At 65.4% G+C, this 22,073-nt stretch carries 23 protein-coding genes; 12 read left to right on the top strand and 11 right to left on the bottom strand.

Annotation, left to right across the window (positions count from 1 at the left end; translation table 11 throughout):
* Positions 1-40 precede the first annotated feature (40 nt).
* On the top strand, positions 41-676 hold the full coding sequence (locus tag ACSFBL_RS03070) for a response regulator (protein ID WP_435514264.1): 636 nt from the start codon (positions 41-43) through the stop codon (positions 674-676).
* 12 nt (positions 677-688) lie between these two features.
* Here the strand turns inward: ACSFBL_RS03070 and ACSFBL_RS03065 are convergent, their stop codons facing one another.
* Positions 689-1,786, bottom strand: coding sequence for a cupin-like domain-containing protein (locus ACSFBL_RS03065; RefSeq protein WP_435514263.1), 1,098 nt, complete (start codon positions 1,784-1,786; stop codon positions 689-691).
* A gap of 209 nt (positions 1,787-1,995) precedes the next feature.
* Between ACSFBL_RS03065 and ACSFBL_RS03060 the strand changes: the two genes are divergently transcribed.
* Positions 1,996-2,592, top strand: coding sequence for a redoxin domain-containing protein (locus ACSFBL_RS03060; protein ID WP_435514262.1), 597 nt, complete (start codon positions 1,996-1,998; stop codon positions 2,590-2,592).
* A 112-nt stretch (positions 2,593-2,704) separates the two neighbouring features.
* The gene (locus tag ACSFBL_RS03055; protein ID WP_435514261.1) at positions 2,705-4,033 is read left to right on the top strand and encodes an epoxide hydrolase family protein; all 1,329 of its coding nucleotides are present in this window, start codon (positions 2,705-2,707) and stop codon (positions 4,031-4,033) included.
* Here ACSFBL_RS03055 and ACSFBL_RS03050 read toward each other — a convergent pair.
* Positions 4,014-4,889, bottom strand: a complete 876-nt coding sequence (locus tag ACSFBL_RS03050) for a pirin family protein (protein WP_435514260.1) — start codon at positions 4,887-4,889, stop codon at positions 4,014-4,016. The two genes, ACSFBL_RS03055 and ACSFBL_RS03050, sit on opposite strands and share 20 nt — an antisense overlap.
* Entirely contained in the window at positions 4,886-5,470 is a 585-nt protein-coding gene (locus tag ACSFBL_RS03045) for an NADPH-dependent FMN reductase (protein WP_435514259.1), read from the bottom strand. Before ACSFBL_RS03045 ends, ACSFBL_RS03050 begins: the two co-directional genes overlap by 4 nt.
* 131 nt (positions 5,471-5,601) lie before the next feature.
* On the opposite strand from ACSFBL_RS03045, the gene ACSFBL_RS03040 reads away from it, so the two are divergent.
* From ACSFBL_RS03040 to ACSFBL_RS03005, 8 genes are all read left to right on the top strand, one after another.
* Positions 5,602-6,516, top strand: coding sequence for a LysR family transcriptional regulator (locus tag ACSFBL_RS03040; RefSeq protein WP_435514258.1), 915 nt, complete (start codon positions 5,602-5,604; stop codon positions 6,514-6,516).
* 138 nt (positions 6,517-6,654) lie between these two features.
* Positions 6,655-7,026 carry a response regulator gene (locus tag ACSFBL_RS03035; RefSeq protein ID WP_435514257.1) on the top strand — a complete coding sequence of 124 codons (372 nt, stop codon included), beginning with the start codon at positions 6,655-6,657 and terminating at the stop codon, positions 7,024-7,026.
* A gap of 145 nt (positions 7,027-7,171) precedes the next feature.
* A complete protein-coding gene (locus ACSFBL_RS03030) occupies positions 7,172-8,194 on the top strand; it encodes a redoxin domain-containing protein (protein ID WP_435514256.1) in 1,023 nt (340 codons plus the stop codon).
* A 203-nt stretch (positions 8,195-8,397) separates the two neighbouring features.
* A complete protein-coding gene (locus tag ACSFBL_RS03025) occupies positions 8,398-9,648 on the top strand; it encodes an epoxide hydrolase family protein (protein WP_435514526.1) in 1,251 nt (416 codons plus the stop codon).
* Between the two features lie 44 nt (positions 9,649-9,692).
* Positions 9,693-10,403 carry an SDR family NAD(P)-dependent oxidoreductase gene (locus ACSFBL_RS03020; RefSeq protein ID WP_435514255.1) on the top strand — a complete coding sequence of 237 codons (711 nt, stop codon included), beginning with the start codon at positions 9,693-9,695 and terminating at the stop codon, positions 10,401-10,403.
* A gap of 179 nt (positions 10,404-10,582) precedes the next feature.
* The gene (locus ACSFBL_RS03015; RefSeq protein ID WP_435514525.1) at positions 10,583-11,218 is read left to right on the top strand and encodes a helix-turn-helix transcriptional regulator; all 636 of its coding nucleotides are present in this window, start codon (positions 10,583-10,585) and stop codon (positions 11,216-11,218) included.
* A 34-nt stretch (positions 11,219-11,252) separates the two neighbouring features.
* Positions 11,253-12,638 carry an acyl-CoA dehydrogenase family protein gene (locus ACSFBL_RS03010; RefSeq protein WP_435514254.1) on the top strand — a complete coding sequence of 462 codons (1,386 nt, stop codon included), beginning with the start codon at positions 11,253-11,255 and terminating at the stop codon, positions 12,636-12,638.
* A gap of 3 nt (positions 12,639-12,641) precedes the next feature.
* Entirely contained in the window at positions 12,642-13,361 is a 720-nt protein-coding gene (locus ACSFBL_RS03005; protein WP_435514253.1) for a sensor histidine kinase, read from the top strand.
* Here the strand turns inward: ACSFBL_RS03005 and ACSFBL_RS03000 are convergent.
* From ACSFBL_RS03000 to ACSFBL_RS02975, 6 genes are all read right to left on the bottom strand, one after another.
* Positions 13,331-13,534 carry a hypothetical protein gene (locus tag ACSFBL_RS03000; RefSeq protein WP_435514252.1) on the bottom strand — a complete coding sequence of 68 codons (204 nt, stop codon included), beginning with the start codon at positions 13,532-13,534 and terminating at the stop codon, positions 13,331-13,333. The two genes, ACSFBL_RS03005 and ACSFBL_RS03000, sit on opposite strands and share 31 nt — an antisense overlap.
* Positions 13,535-13,554: 20 nt before the next feature.
* Entirely contained in the window at positions 13,555-14,058 is a 504-nt protein-coding gene (locus ACSFBL_RS02995; protein WP_435514251.1) for a VOC family protein, read from the bottom strand.
* Positions 14,059-14,116: 58 nt separating this feature from the next.
* Positions 14,117-14,329: a hypothetical protein gene (locus ACSFBL_RS02990; RefSeq protein WP_435514250.1), complete on the bottom strand. Its 213-nt coding sequence runs from the start codon at positions 14,327-14,329 to the stop codon at positions 14,117-14,119.
* Between the two features lie 120 nt (positions 14,330-14,449).
* The gene (locus ACSFBL_RS02985; protein WP_435514249.1) at positions 14,450-14,695 is read right to left on the bottom strand and encodes a hypothetical protein; all 246 of its coding nucleotides are present in this window, start codon (positions 14,693-14,695) and stop codon (positions 14,450-14,452) included.
* Between the two features lie 48 nt (positions 14,696-14,743).
* Positions 14,744-15,097, bottom strand: a complete 354-nt coding sequence (locus ACSFBL_RS02980) for a nuclear transport factor 2 family protein (protein WP_435514248.1) — start codon at positions 15,095-15,097, stop codon at positions 14,744-14,746.
* A 64-nt stretch (positions 15,098-15,161) separates the two neighbouring features.
* Positions 15,162-17,534, bottom strand: coding sequence for a DNA polymerase II (locus tag ACSFBL_RS02975; protein ID WP_435514247.1), 2,373 nt, complete (start codon positions 17,532-17,534; stop codon positions 15,162-15,164).
* 157 nt (positions 17,535-17,691) lie between these two features.
* Here ACSFBL_RS02975 and ACSFBL_RS02970 point away from each other — a divergent pair, with 157 nt between their 5' ends.
* On the top strand, positions 17,692-17,949 hold the full coding sequence (locus tag ACSFBL_RS02970) for a hypothetical protein (protein WP_435514246.1): 258 nt from the start codon (positions 17,692-17,694) through the stop codon (positions 17,947-17,949).
* A gap of 5 nt (positions 17,950-17,954) precedes the next feature.
* On the opposite strand, the gene ACSFBL_RS02965 is transcribed toward ACSFBL_RS02970, so the two are convergent.
* Both ACSFBL_RS02965 and ACSFBL_RS02960 read right to left on the bottom strand, forming a co-directional pair.
* A complete protein-coding gene (locus ACSFBL_RS02965; protein ID WP_435514245.1) occupies positions 17,955-21,605 on the bottom strand; it encodes an AsmA family protein in 3,651 nt (1,216 codons plus the stop codon).
* Between the two features lie 177 nt (positions 21,606-21,782).
* Positions 21,783-22,064 (bottom strand): hypothetical protein, encoded by a 282-nt coding sequence (locus tag ACSFBL_RS02960; RefSeq protein WP_435514244.1) that lies wholly within the window; start codon positions 22,062-22,064, stop codon positions 21,783-21,785.
* Between the last annotated feature and the right edge of the window lie 9 nt (positions 22,065-22,073).

Raw genomic sequence — 22,073 nt, 5'->3', positions numbered from 1 at the left:
TAAAGTGAGTCCCCGGCCTGTTTCCGATCGGAGTCGTTCCATGCAGCAGCGAGACGCCAAGGTCATTCGCATCCTCACCGTCGACGATCACCAGTTGCTTCGGGAAGGAATCGCCGCGGTGCTCGATGGCGAGGGCGACATGGTGCTCGTGGGAGAGGCCGGCAATGGGCTCGAGGCGATCGAGAGCTTCCGACGCCTTCGTCCGGACATCACGCTGATGGACCTGCGCATGCCCGACATGAGCGGGATCGCAGCCATCACGGCGATCCGGTCCGAATTCCCGACAGCGCGCATCATCGTGCTGACCACCTACACGGGAGATGCCCAGGCGGCCGCCGCACTGAAGGCGGGCGCGGCCGGGTACCTGCTGAAGAATCTGCTGCGGAAGCAGTTGACCGACACGATCCGCATCGTGCATTCGGGAAGGCGCTGCGTGCCGCCCGAGATCGCGACGGGCATCGCCGAACACGTTGCGGACGATGCGCTGACGGAGCGCGAAACCGAAGTGTTGCGGCGGGTCGCCGCCGGCAAGTCGAACAAGCTGATCGGCGCCGAACTCGACATCTCCGAAGGAACGGTCAAGACGCACATGAAGAGCATCCTGCCGAAGCTCGACGCGTCCGATCGCACGCATGCCGTGATGATTGCGCTCAAGCGCGGGATCCTGGATCTGTGAAGACCCGCCGTCCTACGCGGGCGGCAGTTGCGGATCGATGTAGGTGAACTGGTTCGGAATCGGCAGGTCCAGGTTCGAGTATGAGAACGACAGACTGACGTCCAGCGCCCGCACCTGGTGCCACCAGCCCAGCGGCAGGAACATCGTCTCGCCCGGCTCGACCACCACCTCGAGCACGCGCACACCCTCGAACAGGGGATATTGCTTCAGGTCGACCGCATCGAGGTCGATGGGGCTGAACACGCCGTTCGTGTTGTAGAGGCGCGGCCCCTGCAATGGCGAGATCAGGCGCCAGCGCTTGCGCCCGACCACCTGCGTGTGGAACAGCATCAAGGTGTCGTGATGCAGCGGCGTCACCGTGCCCGCAGGGCCGAACCAGAAGGACGAGCGCTCGGCCAGTTCGGCGCGGTTGCAGCACGGCGGCAGGCTGCCGATGTCGTTCAGCAATGGCGCGAAGTCCGGCCGTCGCAGCGCCTCGTTGTTGGCGGTGAGGTAGTAGTCGTTGCTCTCGCCGCCGCGCAGCACCTGATCGACAAAGTCCGCCAGGCGGGCCGAGCGCCGGTGCGACAGCTTGTCCTCCTCGTAACGCGGATTGGCCTGTCGCTCGGCCTGGATCTCGACATCGAGATGACCGAATCGCGACTTGAGATCGGCCGGCGACCATCGCTGCATGGCGGGCCAGTCGCGCGTGTGGCCGGTGAGCACCACCGGGCGACACCCGTGCACATAGCGCTGGATGAATTCCTCATCGGAGAGCACCGCCCGCTTGTCCACCGCGCCGTAGGTCGGATCCAGCTCCCACAAGGTCTGCAGGTTGGCGGCCGTCGATTCGAGCTTGCGCAGCAACTGCGCCTGACGCCTCGCCGCGATGTAGATCGGATTGCTCGGCACCAGTTCGATCACCGATGCACTGGTCTCGCGTTCGAGGCCTGCAGCCGTCATGACGGCGAGCATCGAATCCGGGGTACAGCCGCGCAGATGCTGCTCGGCGACCCAGCCCAGCCACTCGAGCGACTTGAGCGTCTCCGCGTCGGGCATCTCCGATGGAGACGCGCGGTTCGCGACCTCATTCGGGCGTGGCGGGGGAGGAAGCGGAGGCAGATTCGTCATGCGGACTTCCTCGAGATCGCTGACTTGTTGATGGAGTCGGACATTCATGTGCCACATTGTTCCATTCCCGGGCGCAACGCACTTCATGCAATGCCAGAGCCCCGGAAACCCGCTCGATACATTTTGAATCGGGAACCGCGTCATCGACACCATCGTCCAATCGACGCGAGGCCATGTGTCAGGTCTCATTGGCCAAGGAGGCTACCCCTATGCGATCCGATATCGTTCCCGGCGCCATCTTCCCGGACTACGCGCTCTCGGACCACCGCGGCAAGCATTGCACGCTCTCGGAGTTGCAGGGAGAAGATCCCCTGGTGCTGGTACTTGCGCGCGGTGGCTTCTGTCCAAAGGACAGGCGGCAGCACGAAGGACTCCTGCAACTGCACCGCGAGATGCAGGTCGGCTACTGCCGCCTCGTGACCATTTCGACCGACAACATCCTCGAGACGAACGAATTCCGCGCGGGCGTCGGCGCCCACTGGACCTTCCTCTCGGATACGGGCCGCAAAGTGCAAAAGGATCTGGACATCGCCGAATACACCGATCCGCATCACGACCCCATGATCCCCCACACGTTAGTGCTCGAGCCGGGGCTGCGGATCCACAAGATCTACAACGGCTACTGGTTCTTCGGCAGGCCGACCGTGGAGGAGTTGCGTCTTGATCTGCGTTCGGTGCTGCAACGCTGCCGTACCGACTGGAGCATCGAGAGCGAAGCACAGCGCGCGGCCTGGGCGCAGGGCGACAAGTCGGGGTTCTATCCGTACGGAAAGACGCAAGCGAACGTGCTGGCCGCGCAGGATTGATACCAAGGTATGGGACACACCTTCGTCCAATAGACCGCTCCTGCCTCGTTTGATTTGATTCCCTCCGCGCATTGCGCATCGATGGAGTCAATTCCCAAACAAGGATTCGACCATGTCCACGTCCACGTCCACGTCCTCGTCCTCCTCGTCTTCCTCGTCATTCAGCCGGCGCGAGTTCGTCGCCGGGTCGGCAGCCGCGCTGTCCGCACCCCTCTTCACGTTCGCGCCTTCCCCGGGCTACGCGCAGAGGGCGAACTCCGAAGCCGCCATTCGTCCGTTCCGTGTCAGCTATCCGCAGGCGGATCTGACGGACCTGCGCAGGCGCATCAAGGCGACGAAGTGGCCGGAGCGCGAGACGGTGACCGATGCGTCGCAGGGCGTGCAACTCGCGACGACGCAGGCGCTTGCACGCTATTGGGCGAGCAATGCATACGACTGGCGAAAGTGCGAGGCCAGGCTCAATGCATGGCCTCAGTTCATGACCACGATCGACGGGCTGGACATCCACTTCATCCACGTGCGTTCGACTCACCAGAATGCGCTGCCGCTCATCGTCACGCATGGATGGCCTGGCTCGATCATCGAGCAGCTGAAGATCATCGGACCGCTGACGAATCCGACGGCACACGGCGGAAGCGCATCGGACGCCTTCGACGTCGTGATTCCCTCGCTGCCGGGCCACGGGTTCTCGGGCAAGCCCACCGCCACGGGCTGGGATCCGGTTCGCACGGCCCGTGCGTGGGTCGTCCTGATGAATCGACTGGGCTACACGCAGTATGTGGCGCAAGGCGGCGACTGGGGCAATGCAGTCACCGAGCAGATGGCCCTGCAGACACCGCCCGGACTGCTCGGCATTCACACCAACATGCCTGCGGCCGTGCCGGACGACGTGGCCAGGGCACTCCAGTTCGGCGAGGCGCCGCCTGCCGGTCTTTCGGCCGACGAGAAACGCGCGTGGGACCAGCTCGATTTCTTCTACAAGCACGGCGTGGCCTACGCCCAGGAGATGGGGAACCGCCCGCAGACGCTCTACGGCATCCAGGATTCGCCGGTCGGTCTCGCCGCCTGGATGCTCGACCACGACGCGCGCAGCTACGCGCTCATCGCGCGCGTCTTCGAAGGGCGCCCCGAAGGCCTGACGCGGGACGACATCCTCGACAACATCACGCTCTACTGGCTGACGTCGACGGGTGTCTCTTCGGCGCGCCTGTACTGGGAAAGCAAGCTGGCCTTCTTCGCGCCGAAGCACGTGCCCATTCCGGCAGCGATCAGCGCCTTCCCGGACGAGATCTATACCGCTCCGCGGAGCTGGGCAGAGCGGGCCTATCCCAAGCTCATCCACTACAACCAGCTCGACAAGGGCGGGCACTTCGCGGCATGGGAGCAGCCCGAGCTCTTCGTGTCGGAGGTGCGCGCGGGGTTCAGGCCGCTGCGGACCTGAGGCGTCGCTCTTCCTCCTGCCGCAGTCGCAGGCCGATGCGGCGGATCTCGGCCTCGCCCTGTTCGAGCGCGGCCTGGCTGGTGTGGACCGAGTAGTACCCCGTCACGAGCACGTGCGGATGCTTCACGGCCGAGCCCAGGACGAAGGTCGTGTCACCGTGCGCCGCGAAGTCGATGGCGACGCCGGATTCCTCGAAGACCGCCAGCTCGCCCGATCCGATCGGCCCGCCGGTGCGGTCTCCTGCGTCGAGCCGGCCTTCGCTGACCGCGGCCCAGGCGACGGTGTGGTCGTCCGGTGGCACGTAGCGCCAACGTTCGCCGTCCTTCAGGTGCACGGCCAGGTAGTTCATCGACGCGGGTGCCGCAATGGCGCTGGCGGCCGCGCCGTGGCGACCCAGCAGCACGCGCGCCGGGCCTTCCTGCGGTACCTGCGAAGGCGCGAGGTAGATGCTCTGCGCCGGCGCGTTTTCCTCCGAAGCGGGCAGGGCCACCCAGAGCTGGAAGCCGCGCACCGGCGCGTTGCCGATCGGCGCGCCGGTGTGCCACACGCCGTTGCCCGCGCGCATCCACTCGACGCCCCCCGTTGGAAGTTCGCCCTTCTTGCCCGTCGTGTCCTCGTAGCGCACAGCGCCGTCGATCAGGAAGGTCAGCGTCGCGATGCCGGAATGCGGATGCATGCCGAAGCCCTGGTGATCCGGTTCGGGGGTGAAGCCGAAGAGATCGAGGAACACGAAGGGCTTGAGGAATTCGCCGAGGTCGCCCGGGCTTGCAAGCCGCGTGATCGGCCCGTGCGTGTGGCCGCGCGTGCGGTAGACGATGGCACGCTCCGTAGCGGCCAGCGTGGCGTTGACGGTCATGCGGCTTCCCTCGCGGTCTTGAGTGCCTTGGCCCACCAGGCAATGTCGTCGAGCAGTCCGGTGGCCGCCTGCGCCAGATGCGGGAAGTCCTCGAAGCGCTTGCCCTGCTGCCAGATGCCGAGGAACTCCACCAGGCCGACGTGGACCGCATGACGCACCGGCGCCATCTGGAGTTCGGTGGCCACCAGCCGAAGCTGCTCGACGGCGCGCGCCGCACCGACGCCGCCATAGCCCACGAAGCCGATCGGCTTGCGATTGAACTCCTTGTAGGCGTAGTCCAGCGCGTTCTTCAGCACCGCGCTCGGGCCGTGGTTGTACTCGGGGGTGACGACGATCAGCCCGTCGAGCGTGGCCAGCTTGTCGGCCCAGCGCAGCGCGGCCTCGTTCTTCGCCGGTGCGTAGACCAGCGACATCGCCTCGTCGAAGAAGGGCAGGGGGTGATCACGCAGGTCGATCAGTTCGACCTTGAGGTCGGTGCGCTGTCGGGCGAGTTCGTGGATCCACTGCGCGGGCTTGTCGCCAAAGCGGCCTTCGCGCGTCGAGCCAATGACGATGCCGATGCGAGGTGGTTGTGCGTTCATGTCTTGCTTTTCCTTTGCGGAGTTGGTCGGGCTGTGAAGCCGGGTGATCGGAAGGTTAGGGCCGCACCCGTTCGTCGACTAGACCGCACAATCGGATTGCACTCGTCCACCGATGAAAGGAATCGCCCGCCATGCTCGACCTGAACGACATCGCGATGTTTGTGCAGGTGGTGCGTTGCGGCAGCTTTGCCGAAGCGGCGCGACGCCTGGGGCTGCCGCCCAACACCGTGAGCCGGCGCATTCAGCAGCTCGAGACCCGGCTCGGCACGCGGCTGATGCAGCGATCCACCCGCAAGCTCACGCTCACCCAGGCAGGCCTTGCGTTCCACGAGCGCTGTGCGGGTGCCGTCGACGGGCTGCTGGAGGCCGGACAGGAGTTGCTGACGGGCAGCCAGGAACCCAGCGGCCTCGTGCGTGTGGCGGCGCCCGCCGATTTCTTCGACTTCTTCCCGATGGAATGGGTGGCTGGCTTCCTGGCCAAGCATCCGCGGGTGCGCCTCGACTTCGTCCTCAGCGATGCGAAGGCCGATCTGATCGCCGAGCAGATCGACGTCGCGTTTCGGGGTGGCCCCTTGCGCGATTCGGGCTACGTCGGGCGCCAGCTTCTCGGCGTCCGCAGTGACGGCATGGTGGCCAGCCCTTCCTACATTGCCACGCGCGGCGCCCCTGTCACGCTCCAGGATCTGGGCAGGCACGACTGCGTGATCACGGCCCATCCGAGCGGCCACGCGACCTGGCGCCTGGCCGGCCCCGACGGGGTGGAGGAAGAGGTGCAGGTCGCGGGCCGTTTCAGTGGCAACACGGCCCAGGCGCTGCGCAAGGCCACCGTGGCTGGGCTTGGCATTGCCTTGCTGCCGCCACCCTTGGTCCGTCTCGATGTCCAGGCGGGCGTCCTCGTGCCCGTGCTCCCGCAATACCGGAGGACGAGCCTGGGGCTGAGCGTGTTCTACCCGAGCCGACGGCAACTGCCACTGGCGGTGTCGGCATTCATCGAGCTGGTGCTGGAGAAGCTCAACTCGAAGGACGCGCCGCTCCTGCTCTCATGAGCGCCGGATGCGGTTGCGCCTTTCGGAACAGTCGATGCGCCCGCCGGACAGGTCCCTGACCGGCGGTGGACCTAGAGTCTCGTCCGTGCGCAGCACGACGGCTCGCGCAACTCAACCCTCTAGCGTGAGATCGCCTGAATGCCTGTTCAACTGGTCGTGGCAGTCGTCGACGACGATGTGTCGGTTCGCGAAGCGCTTCCTCTGCTCCTGGAAGCGCTGGGCTTCGCGTCTCGGGCCTTTGCGTCCGCCGAAGCGTTCCTTGCGTCGGACGAGGTCGACCAGGTGAATTGCCTTCTGCTCGACGTCACGATGCCCGGCATGTCAGGGCCGGAGCTGCTGCGCGAACTCCGGCACCGCGGGAAACGCGTTCCGGTCGTCTTCATGACCGCCCGCGCGGACAAACGGCTTCGGCAGCGCTTGCGGCAGCAGGGGGCCATCGAATGCCTGCTCAAGCCCTTCAGCGAGGCCGCATTGCTGCAAGCGCTGCGGCAGGCCACGTCCGCGGCGTGACGGCGGCTCAACGGTGGCGTACGAGCCGCCCCATGTAGGTCTTCCGACCCAGGCGTGCGTATGACGACAGCATGATGGTGTCGCTGGCTTCGCGGCCTACCCTTTCATGCATGGCCGCGCATTCGGTGCGGTGAATCATCTCTCGATGAACGATCGACGCACTTTCATGACGCTGGCCGGTGCCGCACTCGTCGATTGGCGGGGACTGGCGGCCAATGACCATCTCTCGCGACTCGACGGAGCGACGGCCTGGCTCAACACGTCACCGCTCTCGTCGGCGGCGCTGCGCGGAAAGGTCGTGCTCGTCGACTTCTGGACCTATTCGTGCATCAACTGGCGCCGCGAGTTTCCGTACGTTCGCGCGTGGGCTGCGAAGTACAAGGAACGGGGCCTCGTCGTGATCGGAGTGCATTCGCCGGAGTTCGCTTTCGAGAAGGAACTGGACAACGTCCGGCTCGCCGTGAGGGACATCGGCGTCACCTATCCGGTGGCCGTGGACAGCGAACACACGATCTGGCGCGCCTTCGACAACGCGTACTGGCCCGCGCTGTACTTCCTCGACGCGAAGGGACGCATCAGGCACCGCCAGTTCGGAGAGGGCGACTACGACAAGTCGGAAAGGATGATCCAGCGACTGCTGTCCGAGAACAGCCCCGGCACGCCCGAACTCGATCTTGTGGCGCCTGCTGCGACGGGTGTCGAAGCGCCTGCCGACTGGGGCAACCTGAGATCCCCGGAGACCTACACCGGCTACGCGCGAACCAGCAACCTCGCGTCCGACGGTGCGGTCTTGAACACGCGCCGCACCTACGAGCTTCCGTCGCGGCTTCGTCTCAATCAATGGGCTCTCGCGGGCGAGTGGACCTTGCGCGAGGACGCGGCGGTCCTGGAAGGCAAGGGCGGGCGCATCGCCTTCAGCTTTCATGCGCGCGACCTGCATCTGGTGATGGGCCAGGCCATGAACAGGCCGGTGCCATTCACGATCTCGATCGACGGCCAGCCACCGGGACCGGGGCATGGCGTCGACGTCGACGCGCAAGGACGCGGAACGCTCTCCGGACCCCGGATGTACCAGCTGGTCCGGCTGCCGCATCCGATCGCGGATCGCCGCTTCGAGATCGCGTTCGAAGACTCCGGTGCCGAGGTCTTCTCCTTTTCGTTCGGGTGATCGTTCTCGTGCGCGCGCACGGAGGAGATACGAAGGTATCGACGATACCTTGGTTCAATGGATCAATGCCTTCCCCTCTGCTCTGATGGGCTTCCGTGCGGCACAGGTCTCTTTTCGTTTCTTCCAACTCTGGAGTGTGAATCTTGACTACCCCATCGTTTCGGACCCGTCACAAGGTTCAGTCGGTCATTGCATCCATCGCCATGGCATCGGGTCTGGTTCTGATCGGCGCACAGAGCCTCGCGCAGGACAATGCAAAGCCCGATGGCGCCGGCGATGCCATTCGTCCCTTCCAGGTCCAGATGCCCGAAGAGGCCCTCGTCGATTTGCGCAAGCGCGTGCTGGCGACGCGGTGGCCGGACAAGGAAACGGTCAATGACCAGTCGCAGGGCGTGCCGGAAGTGCGCCTGCAGGAGTTGGTGCGCTACTGGGGCACGAGTTACGACTGGCGCAAGATCGAAACGAAGCTCAACGCGCTGCCGCAGTACACCACCGAGATCGACGGGCTGAACATCCACTTTATCCACGTGCGCTCGCAGCAGCCGAACGCATTGCCGATCATCATCACGCACGGCTGGCCGGGGTCGGTGCTGGAACTGATCAAGGTCATCGATCCGCTGACCAATCCCACCGCGCACGGCGGGCGTGCGGAAGATGCCTTCGATGTGGTCATCCCGTCGATGCCGGGCTATGGTTTCTCGGAGCGGCCCACCGGCACCGGCTGGGGACCCGATCGCATGGCGCGTGCGTGGGACGTGCTCATGAAGCGGCTGGGCTACAAGCACTACGTCTCGCAGGGCGGGGACTGGGGCTCCGTGGTCGCCGACGCGATGGGACGCCAGGCGCCCCAGGGCCTGCGAGGCATTCACGTGAACATGCCGGCAACCGTGCCGAAGGAAGCCGCCAAGGCGCTCGATGGCGGCAACCCCGCCCCGGCGGGACTGTCAGTGAAGGAGAAGGCCGCGTACGACGCGCTGAACAACTTCTTCAAGAAGAACGCGGGCTACGGGGCCATGATGGTCACGCGCCCGCAGACAGTCGGCTACGGCCTTTCGGACTCCCCCGCAGGGCTCGCCGCGTGGATGTACGACAAATTCACGCAGTGGACCTACAGCGGCGGCGAGGCGGAGCGTTCCCTGACGAAGGACGAGATGCTCGACGACATCACGCTGTACTGGCTAACCAACAGCGCCGTCTCGTCGGCGCGGCTGTACTGGGAGAACAACAACAACAACTTCAGCTCGCCGGCGCAGCGCACCACGGAAATCAAGGTGCCCGTGGCGATCACCGTGTTTCCTGGCGAGATCTACCAGGCACCCAAGTCATGGGCGCAGCGCGCGTACCCGAAGCTGATCTATTTCAACGAGGTCGACAAGGGCGGCCACTTCGCGGCATGGGAAGAGCCTGAACTCTTCGCGCACGAGATGCGCGCGGCATTCAAGTCGCTTCGCTAGGCGCACCACATCCGGCGAGCAATCGCTGCAAGAAAGGATTTGCCATGAGTTCGAGTCAGAAGGTGGTCATCATCACGGGTGCATCCCAGGGCATCGGCGCGGGACTGGTCAACGCGTTCCGCGATCACGAGTACCGTGTGATCGCGACGTCGCGATCCATCCAGCCGTCCAAGGATCCCGACATCCTGACGGTCGCAGGCGACATCGGTTCGATCGAGACGGCCAGGCGGGTCGTCTCTGAGGCGCTCGAACGCTTCGGGCGCATCGACACGCTGATCAACAACGCGGGCATCTTCATCGCGAAGCCGTTCACGAAGTACACGGAATCCGATTTCCTCTCGAAGATCTCCACCAACGTCGCGGGCTTCTTTCACATCACCCAGGCCGCCGTCGAGGCGATGGAACGCAATCGCTCCGGTCATGTGGTGAGCATCACGACCAGCCTGGTCGATCATGCCAACGTCAACGTGCCGTCGGCGCTCGCGTCGCTCACCAAGGGTGGCCTGAATGCGGCGACCCGGTCGCTGGCGATCGAGTACGCCGCGCGCGGCATCCGCTTCAATGCCGTGGCGCCGGGTGTCATCAAGACGACGATGCATCCCGCGGAGACACACCCCGGGCTCGCGGCGCTTCATCCGCTCGGCCGCATGGGCGAAGTCCGCGACATCACCGATGCCGTGCTCTACCTGGAGTCCGCGTCTTTCGTGACGGGCGAGATCCTGCACGTCGACGGTGGCCAGAGCGCGGGGCACTAGGATGCGCGGTTCGACCCTCTGAACGGGTCCGCCGGCCTCCAGGCCGCGCCGCGCACCCTTTTGGCGCATTGCGCGTCAGGTAAAGACTGCCTGTGCAGGTTTGACTTCCGGGGCTTTTTGCCTATTATGTCTAGAAATATAGACATAACTCGGACCCGGAGGTCTTTCCCGTGAAGACGATGGCGACAGGCGACAGCCGGCAGAACGTGCTGACCCACTTGCTGGATCACAAGTCCGGGTCCACCGTGGACGAGATCATCACGGAAGTCGGCCTCAGCAGGACGGCCGTGAACCAGCACCTGATGGTGCTCGAGCGCGAGGGCTACGTCAGCCGGGCGCCTGCCTCCCGCAGGACGGGTGGGCGTCCGGGCCAGCTGTACGTGCTGACCGAAGCGGGCGTCAACCTCTTCCCCAAGAAATACGCGTGGTTCTCCAGGTTGCTTCTGCAGTCGATGCGCGAGCAATTCGGCGAGGAGGAACTCGGCAAGAGCATGTACGACCTCGGTGTCAGGACATCGGCCGACCTGATTCCGCGTCTCATCGGCAAGAACCGGGTCGAACGCATCAACGAAATCGTCAGCGTCATGAACGAGACAGGATTCCGGGCGGTCACGATCGCGGCGGCGCCCTCCGACAAGTTGCCGCGCGTGCAGTGCACCAGTTGCGTCTATCACGACCTGTCCAAGGACTATCCCGAAGTTTGCCGGTTCGACATTGGCTTCCTGTCCGGATTGATGGGTGCCGAGGTCGAGCATCAGGCGTGCATGCAGCGCGGCGAAGACGCCTGTCGATTCCGCTTCAAGCCGAAGGCTTGACTCCCTCACGATCCAACCGTCCGAAGAGGCGACCATGAGCATCGATTTCACGCTCACCACGGCACAGCAGAGGCTGCAGCGAAATGCCCGCGAATTCGCGGTCGAGATCCTGCAGCCGGTCGTGCGCGCCGCCGACGACGAGCCCGACACGCAGCGCGCCTTCGAGATGCTCAAGGGCGCCTACGTGGAGTGCCACAAGCTGGGATTCGCCATGGGCTTCCTGCCCAAGGACTACGGCGGTGGCGGCGTCAGCAATGTCGATCTGCAGATCGTGGCCGAGGAGATCACCGCGGTCGATCCCGGCTTCGCGACCGTCCTGCTGGTCAATGGCCTCGCGCTGATGCCGCTGGCCTGGTTCGGCAGCAATGCGCAGAAGGAAAAGTGGTTGCGCGCGGCGACGAGCGATGCCCGGGGCGAGTACCTGGCCGGATGGGTCGTGAGCGAGGCCGCCGGGTCGCCGGGCGGCACCGCCAACTTCGATCACCCTGGCGCCCATCCGACGGGCATCGGCCTGGTGGCGAAGCTCGACAAGGGCCGCGGCGAATATGTTCTCGACGGCACCAAGTACTGGCCGGCCAATGCCGGCGGCTGGGACCTCAAGGGCGCGAACGTCAACGTGTGCATCGTCCGCACCGATCCGCAGAAGGGCGGGACGGCGGGGCTGAGCGCCATCGTCGTGCCGCGCGGCACACCCGGCGTCAGCTACGGCCCGCCGATCTCCAAGCTCGGTCACCGGCTGTGCCAGAACAACACGATCACTTTCGAGAACTGCAGGGTTCCCGAGGAGAACGCCTTCGCGATCGGCGACGGCGACCTGGTCATCAGCAAGGCTTTCACCTGGTCGGGGCCGGTGGCCGCGATTGCCGCTGTCGGCGTGGCACGCTCGGCGTACGAGTTCGTGCTCGCCTGGGCCAAGACGACGACCGCAGGGGGAAGCGCGCCGATCATCCATCACCAGGCGGTCGGCTATGCGCTTGCGGAGATCGCGATGAAGATCGAGGCCTGCCGCGCCTTCTCGTGGAAGGCCGCGCACTACCTGGACCTGCACGACTCGGAAGGCCATGCGGTCGGTGCCATGGCCAAGGTGTTCTGCGGGGAGACGCTGTTCAATGCGGTCTTCCGTGCCATGCAGGTGATGGGCGTCAACGCGCTCGACAGGCGCCATCCCGTCGAGAAGTTCCTGCGCGAGGCGGCCGTCTTCCCGCTCTACGACGCCGGCAACATCGGCATGCAGATGCGCAAGATCTGGGGCGTCATGCTCGATCCCGACTTCGATCCCCGAGCGATCTCGGATTCGCGCGAGATCCGGTTCAGCAAGAGCATGGAAGGTGCCGGGCTGGCGTTGCCGCCGTCCACCGGTGGAAGCGTGTTGTCGGCAAGTACGGCGCCACCGCGCCGGTCACGTCAAGTCCAGGGGTGAACCATGCATGCGCTGAGTCAAACCAATCCGGGCGGCCACATCATCGACGCAGTCGCGGCATCGATTGCGCACGAGGTCAGGCAACCGCTGACGGCCATCATCATGAGCGCCTCCGCGGGCTTTCGGTTCCTCGACCATTCGCCGCCCGACCTCGATCGCGCCAGGGATGCGTTCAAGCGCATCGTCGCCGACGGTCATCGCGCCGGCGCGGTAGTGGAGGACATCCGGGCGAATTTCCGTCGTGACCGCGACGCGGCCGTGGCGCTGCGCATCGACGAGTGCATCGAGGGCGCCATCGCGCTCAAGCGCGGCGAACTCGATCGGCACCGGGTGCAGGTCCGGATGCACGCGGAGGCGGATCGGCAACCGCCGAAGGTGCGCGGCCACCGGATCCAGTTGCAGCAGGTGCTTTTCAATCTCGTCGCCAATGCGATCGAGGCGATGGCCGAAGCCCCCGAGCCGAGGATCCTGTCCCTGCGCACTTCGGCTTGCGGCGACGGCGACGACCAGGTGTTGGTCGAGGTCGCGGACAACGGACCGGGCATTGCCGCCAGCGCAGCCGGACAGATCTTCTCGCCGATGTTCACCACCAAGCCCGACGGAATGGGCATGGGCCTCGCGATCTGCCGCGCCATCATCGAGGCGCATGAAGGCAAGTTGTGGTTCACCAATGCGTCGAGGGGCGCCGTGTTTCAGTTCACGCTGCCCAGCACTTCCATGTGACGCGCAGCGGCTTGTTCCGCTTCCTCGATCGACAGCCCGTGCTCGCGGGCGACCATGTAGGCCGCATACCAGTCCGACCAGTGGTGCTTCGCGGCGGTCGCCTCGTAGGGGCCGTGGTGGTGCTCGGTTTCGCGCAGGAGCACCGTGAGGGCCGCCACCTCCATGGCTGGCAAGGGTGCTTCCGGCATGTGCGTCATACCCGTCCGGGGAGCCGCGTCGTGATCTCCTGCAGCAACCAGCCGTTGCCGTCCGGATCGCTGAACGAGGCCCAGCTGCAATAGGAGCGCCCCTGGGGGTCGAGCCCCGGCACGCGTCCCTTCGTGCCGGCATGGTGGAAGACGCCGCCCTCGTCATGGAACACCGGGCTGACATCGACGCCGTGGCCGATGAGCTCGGCGCGCGCCGCCTCGATGTCGTGGACGATGAGCATCAGGTCCTGGATCGAGCCCGGCGTGCTCGCCGTCACGTTCTTGCCGAAGATGACCGAGCATGGCGAACCGGGCGGGGTCAGTTGCACCACGCGAAGGTCGTCGCCGTTGGCGAAGTCGGCGTCGAGTCGCCAGCCCAGGCCGCCATAGAAGCGCTTGGCGCGGTCGACGTCGGACACGGGCAGCACGACGACTTCGAGCTTCATCTCGACCGCGCCGGCCTTCGCGGCTGGGGTTGCCTGTTCGTTGCCTGTCTGGACTTTGCTCATGCTGGCCTCCGTGGGTTGGGGTGATAGGGGGACTGGGAGGGCCGTAGCCGCGGTTGCGTCAGACCAGCCGCGTCACGGGCGCGGAGAACTCGCGCCCCACCATGGCGCGCGCATAGAAGTAGTTGAGTCGTGCTTGTTCGCCCAGGCTGTCGATCTGCACGTGCCCCTCGGTGTCGCAGGGGAAGGCATAGCCGCGTCCCGCGTGGAAGAGGTCGAAGAAGCGCAGTTCGAAATGTGGGAGGCAATCCTGCGGTGTCTCTGAATGGATCATTCTCGTTCTCCAGAGTGGAGCCATCATGAGACCAGAAAGCGCGCGAGGAATCTATTGAACGATGGTGTCGGGCACGTGCAGTTTCAGTCCTGCTCCTGCGCCGAGCCCGGAGCCGACGCCTCAGGGGCGGTCGATGAAGACGGCGACACAGAGTGCCGCGCCCACCACGTACAGCAACCAGGTCTGCGGAATCACGTAGGGATAGAGCATCAGGGCGACGCCCAGCCATTTGCTTCGCGGACGACCGGCGCGCTTCCCGTAGCGGTACACGGCAATTCCGATGACGCCAAACAGAACGGCCCCAATGATGTAGGCCGGGCTTGGGAGAGGAATCCCGAGCGACTGCAGTGTCTGCAAGCTGTCCATGGGGTGGTGGCCAAATTTGGAGGGCGCCTCCGGCGGCCCAGCCGCGGGCTAGAGATTGTTGCCTGTCGCCGTGGTGGCTTGGGTCATGACGGTCGCCCATGCACCGTCAATGCGCTTCCAGACCTCCACGACCCACAGCCCGCCGCTGAAGAACCGAGTGACGACAAGGTCGCCTTGCTGTTCGTGTTGCTCGCGTTCGCGGGGGACATAGGGCCGCCGCTTCTGCGTCTGGAGGTTGCCGATCCGTTCGGTCCGGGACATGAGCTGGCCGTTCTGCTGGACAGTCGTGAAGTTGCTCGCGGTGTACTTGGACCACTGCGCCGAATCAACCGCATAGAAGGCTTCGTCGCGTTCCCGCATCGCGGCCTGAAGGTCGGGAGGGAGCGTGGTCGTGTCGGTCATGGGAGCACTGTAGCAAACGCACACCGGCCCACGATGGGCCACCGAGACTTGTGCACCGGGACATTCAGAAGAGACCTTGCTGTGAGTTCGTCAGCGCCATGAAATTCTCCCCCATGGGCTGGAGAATGGCATCGGCAATCGGCTGGAGCTGCTTGGTCAGGTAGTGGTCGTAGTCGATGCGGGAATGGCGTGTCTCCAGCGGCTCCGGGCCGTTCCGCGTCATGACGTATTGAATCCAGCCGCCTTTCTGGTACTGCAGCGGTCGGTTGACCCGACCGTTGTATTCGTCGGCAATGCGCGCGGCACGGACCTGCGGCGGCACGTTGACCTGGTACGCATCGAGCCGATGGCGCAGCCGCTTCCGGTAGATGAGAAGCTCATCCTTTTGCCCAGCCAAGGTCGACTGGGCATAGCCGGTCACGTACTCCCTGTACGGCTCGCCATGGAAGATGCGCGAGAGAAGCCCCTCCTGGAACTGGCGTGCCAACGGCGTCCAGTCGCTGCGGGCCATCTCCAGGCCGCGGTAGACCATCTCCTCCTTGCCCGCAATATCCACGCTCAGGCCTGCATAGCGCTTCTTGCTGCCCACGTCCGACCCGCGAATCGTGGGCATGAAGAACCTCTTGTAGTGGGTGTCGAACTCGATCTCGAGGAAGTTCTCCAGACCGTGCTGCTCGCGCAGCGTATGCGTCCACCAGTCGTTGATGTCCTTCACCAGATTGGCCGCGATGGCGTGCGCCTCCTCGTTGGTGTGGCTGCGCATGAGCCAGATGAAGATGGAATCGGTGTCGCCATAGATGGCCTCGTAACCCCGTTTCTCCACGAAATTGCGCGTGAGCTTCATCATCTCGTGTCCCCGCAGCGTGATGGCGGAGACGACCTGGGGATTGAAGAAGCGGCAGTCGGCCGCACCCAGCACGCCGGCGAAGGAGTTCATGAGCAGCTTCAGGGCCTGGGACAGCGACTCGTTCCTGCCCAGCTTGGCCTCGTCCCGAGCCCGCCAGAGGGTGGTCACGATTTCAGGCAGGCAATGCTTCTCGCGCGAGAACAAGGTGCCTTGCGGTCCCTTCACGAGCGTTGCCGGGTCGCTCGCGTTTGCGCCTTCTGCAAAGCCGACAGGGTCGACCAGAAACGTTCGAATGATCGAGGGGTACAGGCTCTTGTAGTCGAGAACCACGACGGAGTCGTAGAACCCTGGCTTCGAGTCCATCACGTACCCACCGGGGAAGGCCTTGCTCGGAACCTCGCCTACGTTGGGCGCGACGTAGCCGAGGCGATGCATCCGCGGCAGATAGTGGTGGCTGAAAGCGGCAATGGAGCCACCGAAGTGGTCCATCTGAAGGCCCGCGGTGTGCGCACGTTCCATCATGAACTGCAGCAGCTTCGTCTTGTCGAAGATGCGCAGGACCAACTCGCAGTCCCGGATGTTGTAGTGCGCAAGCGCTGGCTTGTCCTGCTGGTACCGCCGCTCGATCTCGGCCATCTTGTCGTACTCGTCGCCAATGGCCTTGCCCTCGCCGAGAAGTTCCTGCGAGACGGCCTCCAGGCTGAAGGAAGGGAAGCTCCTCGACGCGGCTCTGAGTGCTTCGATGCCGTCGATGACAACCCGGCCGGGCATGGCTGCGAAGAGGTAACCCTGCTTGCCCGGATGGGTCCGCCAATCGATGGGCCGCCGCTCACGGCCCAGCAAGAGCTGCGTGCCGCACGCGTCGGCACCCTTCTGCAGGACGCGCAGGTCGAACTGGATGACGCTCCAGCCGATGATGACGTCCGGGTCGTTCCTCTCGAACCATTCGTCGAGCTTCTCGAGCATGGCCTTGCGAGTCGGGCAGTAGACGAGCGAGAAGTCCGCAGGCTCGGCCGGCCCGGGTTGCGGCTCGCCCAGCATGAAGACAACGCGATCCACCGTCCCGTCCAGCGCAATGGAATAGAGCTCCTCGTCCTGGCTCGTCTCGATGTCCAGCGACACCACCTTGAGCACCGGCCGGTAGTCGGACGCAGGCTTGAGCTTGCAATCGACGATGGTGGCGCCGTCAGGAATGCCTCCCTCCACCAGCACGCCGGCGGTGATGAACCGCTCCATCAGGAAGCGGTCGTGCGGGCGCACGTCGGCTTCGAGCAGTGGTATGTCGAGGGGCCGGAGGGCGCGTGACAGTCGACCCAGGTGGCGGAAATGCTTCGCATAGACGCCAAGGACGGGTTCCTGGTGGAAAGTCTTCAGCTCCAGCTCGCGCAGCTCCAACCCTGGCATGGCGGTGAGGTGCGCTTCTACCGTTGCCCTGTGCTTCGCTTCAACGAAGGCGACGGACGTCTGGGCGGTCAGGACCACTTTCCTCGGCCCCGCATCGGTTGCCAGCCAGTACTCGATCTCCGTGCCGGCCGTGACATCGCGCCAGCGGCGCGTGAGGATGAAGCCCTTGAGTTCGGTGGGGAGCACGAAAACTTGAAGAGTCGGTTGGCGAAGGAATGCGGGCTTGAGCGCTGACCATTTTCGCTTGATTCCGGTTGCAACCCGGGCAGCCGGCGGGCCTGCTTGGCACTTGGCCAGGGAGCAGACAAAGTCATGCACGCGTCTTTGGAGCGAGAATCGTGAAATGGCTACCGCAAGGTCCTTCGAGACCACCGACTACAAGCTTTTTCCCTCGCCACGCAACCAGCACCGGGTCGTGTTCGAACACCAGGTGTTCGTGCCGCAGCCCTATGCGCTGATCGACCTCCCGAGCTATGACCTGAAGGGCCGCTACAGCCTGTTCGCCGCCTGCCGACTCTCCGACGGAAAGATGGGACAACTCGTGACCCTGGAACTGGCGGATGACATTGCGAGGTTCAAGGCGAAGTTCGTTCCGGATTAGCCCGCCTATGGCGCCGGGCGCATCAGGGCGTCGAGTGGCTCGTTCGAGAATCGGGCGCCGGCGGTGATGCGGGCGCAGAGGTTGGCAGTCGACTCGAGCTTGCGCCACAGGTCGCCGGCCAACAGCGACGCCCCGGCGGTGGCCCATGCGGCGGTTCCCACGAGCAAGATGCCGCTCGGATCCAGTGAGACAGTCGGATCGGTGATCGTCCCGGTGAGTTTCGCGACGCCGCTCGTCAGACCCAGCAGGCTGAACTGAAAGAGCTCGCGTCGCACGGCCCGGTACCCGAAAAGAATCTCGCTCGTCCTCAGGTTCACCGCGCCACCGCCCAGGATGTCCAGGTGCTTCAGTCGCAGCACGATGCCGTCGCTCGATGTGGCCACGCCATTGGCGATGGTGAACCGCGCCGCCGCGCATTCGAGCTCGGTGTTGTCCGCCGCCCTTCGGCCCGGGACCAGCGTCAGCAGGAGGTTGCCGGCGATCCGTTCGAAGCCGTAGCTCGAATTGATGGGCAACGTGCCCGCGCCCGCGGTGAGCAGGAATTCACCGCGGCCGGCCGTGAGCATGTTGCGCGCCGTCGTGCCGGACCCGGCGAGCTGCGCGCGCATCGTGAGCAACGGTGTCGTGGCGCCGGCTGGTGGTCTTTCCCGTGCCGTGTACAGCGCCTCCGTGTCGACGTCCTTGAGCGAAAGGCGAAACGCCACCTCCGGAACGGCCCGTCGCAAATCGAGGCGCAGTTCGCCGTGCAGGCCTCCCTCGGCCGCCGCGGCGGACGCCTCGATCAGTCCGTTCGTGAGCGCTCCGTTGACCTGCACGTTCTCCAGGTCGTAGCTGTGCAGGAGGAAACGGTCTGCTTGCAGCCGCAGCTGTGCGTCGCGCGAGAGCAGGGCCGGCATGCGGATGGGCCGGTCCAGCAGCGACGTCTCGTTGGCCGCGGGCGCCCCCCACTCTGTGACATCGATCAGCCTGGACTTGAGGTCCGCCGCCAGCAGCGGCCGGTCACGCCATCGGAATCGGAGTCGCCCGGACGCATCCGACTTGCCGGCTTGCGCGCTGAGCGCGTCGATGGTGATCTCCCCGTCTCCGAGCGTGAGCTGCCCGGCCGCCGTGAAGGGGAGGGCCGGCAGGTGCGCAGCGTCGAACATCGACGCCGCCTTTGCCAAATTGTCGACCTCGACGCGGGCGTCGAGCCGCGTACCGGTGAGCGCCGCGAGGTTGTTCACGTTGCCCTTCAGGGTGGCGCGCGCACCAGGCAGCGTCGCCTCCAACGTCAGCGGCACGTCACGCAGGCCGACCAGACGCTGCAGCGGCCCGCTGGTCGCAAGAACCTGGAGCGCTTGTCCGTCCACCGTCGTGCGCAGGGTCGCATCCATCCTGGGCCACGCGGTCCCGGGATTCAGCAGGTCGGCCAGCGGCCCGGCGACCAGCTTCAGATCCATCGGCGCGTCGAATGCATGTCCAACGGCGCTGGCACGGACGGGCCCGCCCGGCTCGGCGTCGATCGTCGCCTGCTCCACGCGGAGCGGAGAGCGGTCGCGACCCACCGCGAGGGAGAAGGGTGCGCTGCGAATGGACAGCCTGGCCTGCTTCATGAGTTCGCGCACGCTCGTGCCTTGCGAGCCGAACAGCAACTGCAGTCCCTGGATCGTGCCGGTCGTCGCGTCCGGCCGCTTCGGCGAGCGCAGCAGTGCCGCCACGTCGAGGCGGTCGACCTTCGCACTGGCATCGACGCGCCATGCCCGTCCGCTCGCATCGAGCGTGGCTTGGCCCGACACCGGTGCGCCGGCCACCGTGGCAGAGCTCAGGTCGACGGCGAGCTTGCCACCCCGGAGGTCCGCGAGCGCGGACAACTTGCCGATGGTCGCCGGTGCGCCCGCAATGCGGCCAACGTCGAACTGGAGCCTGGCATCGAATGCACGCAGCGGCGCGAGCGGCAGGAGTTCGTCGAATGCACTGCGCGCTCCCTTTGTCGCCGGGTTGCCACCGAGCCTGGCGACATCGAGCAGCGCGATGCTGGCATTGCCATCGATCCGCGGACGGCCGCCCCTCCAGCGAAGCGTGCCGTCTCCCGTAACCGGCGTTTCGGCCAGTGTCGCGGCAAGCCCCTTCACTTCGACAGCATCGTCCCGCCAGTGCAGCCGGCCGGCCAGATTCCTGGCCGGGACCGGCAGGCCGGTGATGGCTGCGATCCGAAGGGACAGATCCGCTTCGACGTTCCTGAGCCACGCCTGCGGGCCCGCACCGGAGCTGTCCCGTGAGCGTGATGCGGGCGCGGCCGATTCGCGAGCTTTCTCGTCCAGTTGATGCATGTCCAGCTGACCGATGTTCAGCGCCCCGGTCAGCAGCGCGCGCGGCGCGCTTGCATATGCGAGGTCTCCCGACACCTTCGTGGCAAGTACCTGGCCTCGGATGTTCCTGGCCGAATAGCCGTCCCTGGAACGCGTGACTTGGGCCGCGAGATCGATCGGCAAGGGGCGGTCCGGGCGCAGGCCCGCAAGCGCATGCAGCGGTGCCAGCGCATCGCCACGGGCCGTCAGCGCGACGTCGAAGTCCGGCGCTTCCGCTGCGGGCTTGATGCGCCCGTTGGCGCTCAGCGTGAAGCCGGCAAACTCGGCGCGCAGGGAGAGCGGCGCGGCACCGTCGATCTTTTGCAGCTCGGGCCATGGCGCGCTGCTCGCATCGAACGAGAACGCCGCTTCGCCGAGCTTTCCCTCCGCGGTCAGGCGCGTGTCGACACTTGCGCCCAGCACAGCCTTGCCCGACCCGATCTCGAGGCGCGACGGCAGCATCGGGAGCCCTTCGAGTGACAGCCTCAAGTCGTCGACCTCCAGGCTGCCTTTTGCGTAGCGCGTCTCCGCGGACAGTCGATAGGGGCCCCATCCCGGCAGGGTCCGACCGAGGACGCCGGACCATGCGTCGAGGCGTTCGCCCGTCATCTCGATGCCAAGCTGAACGTCCTCGAGCGATGCGATCGACGCCAATCGCACGTCGAGCGCAAGGGACGCGCCCTTCGGTTGCAGGCCGATGGACAGGCGCCAGGGCTTGCCGTCGAGCGCGGCCTGCAGCGAGGCGTCCGCCTCCACCGTGAGATGCATCGAGGACTCACGATATTCAGCGAGCGCCTCGACCCGAAACGGCGCACTGTCGCTGATCGTGGCCTGCGCGGTGTCGAGCCGAGCTCGCTCGACGGAGCCGCCGGCTGCCCGCCAGCCAACGTGCACGTCGGTCAGGGAGATGGTCCCGAAATCGGGCAACGTTGTCCGCTGGCTACCCTGATCGGGCGTGCCGAACGACCAATTACCTTGGCCCTCGGCATTGCGTTCGAGCAGCAGGTCGACGCCCGCCAGTTGCACGTCGCGCAATTCGATTCGACCGTTCCACAGGCCAACGAGATCGAGGTGCGTCTTGCCGCTCGCCGCGGTCACGAAGTCCGGTCGCGAGGCCCAGGGCGGATTGGCAATGCGCAGATCGCCCACGGACAAGGTCGGTCGAAGGGCAAGGTCGAACGACAGGCTGCCGATCGACACCTGTCGTGCCAGAAGGGATGAGAGTTTTCGCTCCAAGGCTTCCCGGTAGACGTCGGCGTCGAGCGTCTTCAGGAAGATCGCCACACCACAGGCCGTCGCGAGCAGCAACCCGCACGCCCAGAGCAGCAACCTGGTTGTGCGTCGATGCGGTGACGACCCGGGCGTGGTCATGGATCGGAAACGGAAGCGGCAGTCGGGTTGCGGGGTGGATGACGAACGAAGTGCCGCCATCGTATAGGCACAAACCGAACTCTCGCTGATGGTCTCCCCGACAGGGCACAGTTCGGCCAGGTGCGGACATTCGGCTCAATCAAGTCCTGCCCTTCTCAGCCGTCGGTAGAACTCACGGCAATCCTCGATCCGAAAGATTCCGTTCGGCTCGTCTTCCGTGCGCCAGTTGGTCGAGCGCACCCGCATGAGGTCCGGACGCCCCTCGACGCGGTAGAACGTGACGGCGATCAGGTAGGGACCAGGAAACGTCAGCCTGAAGAACTCATGCTCGATCGTCCGCGCCTCGTGGACTTCGAGGATTGGCTTGGGTCGCCAGTGGGCGACCAAGGAACTGGCCATTGAATGGGCGTCGTTCATGCCGAAGGA

It is taken from the genome of Variovorax glacialis, from assembly GCF_051216375.1.
Taxonomy (GTDB): Bacteria; Pseudomonadota; Gammaproteobacteria; order Burkholderiales; family Burkholderiaceae_C; genus Variovorax.
Note: the sequence above shows the minus strand (reverse complement) of the source record. Positions and strands in the feature narration are given on the sequence as shown.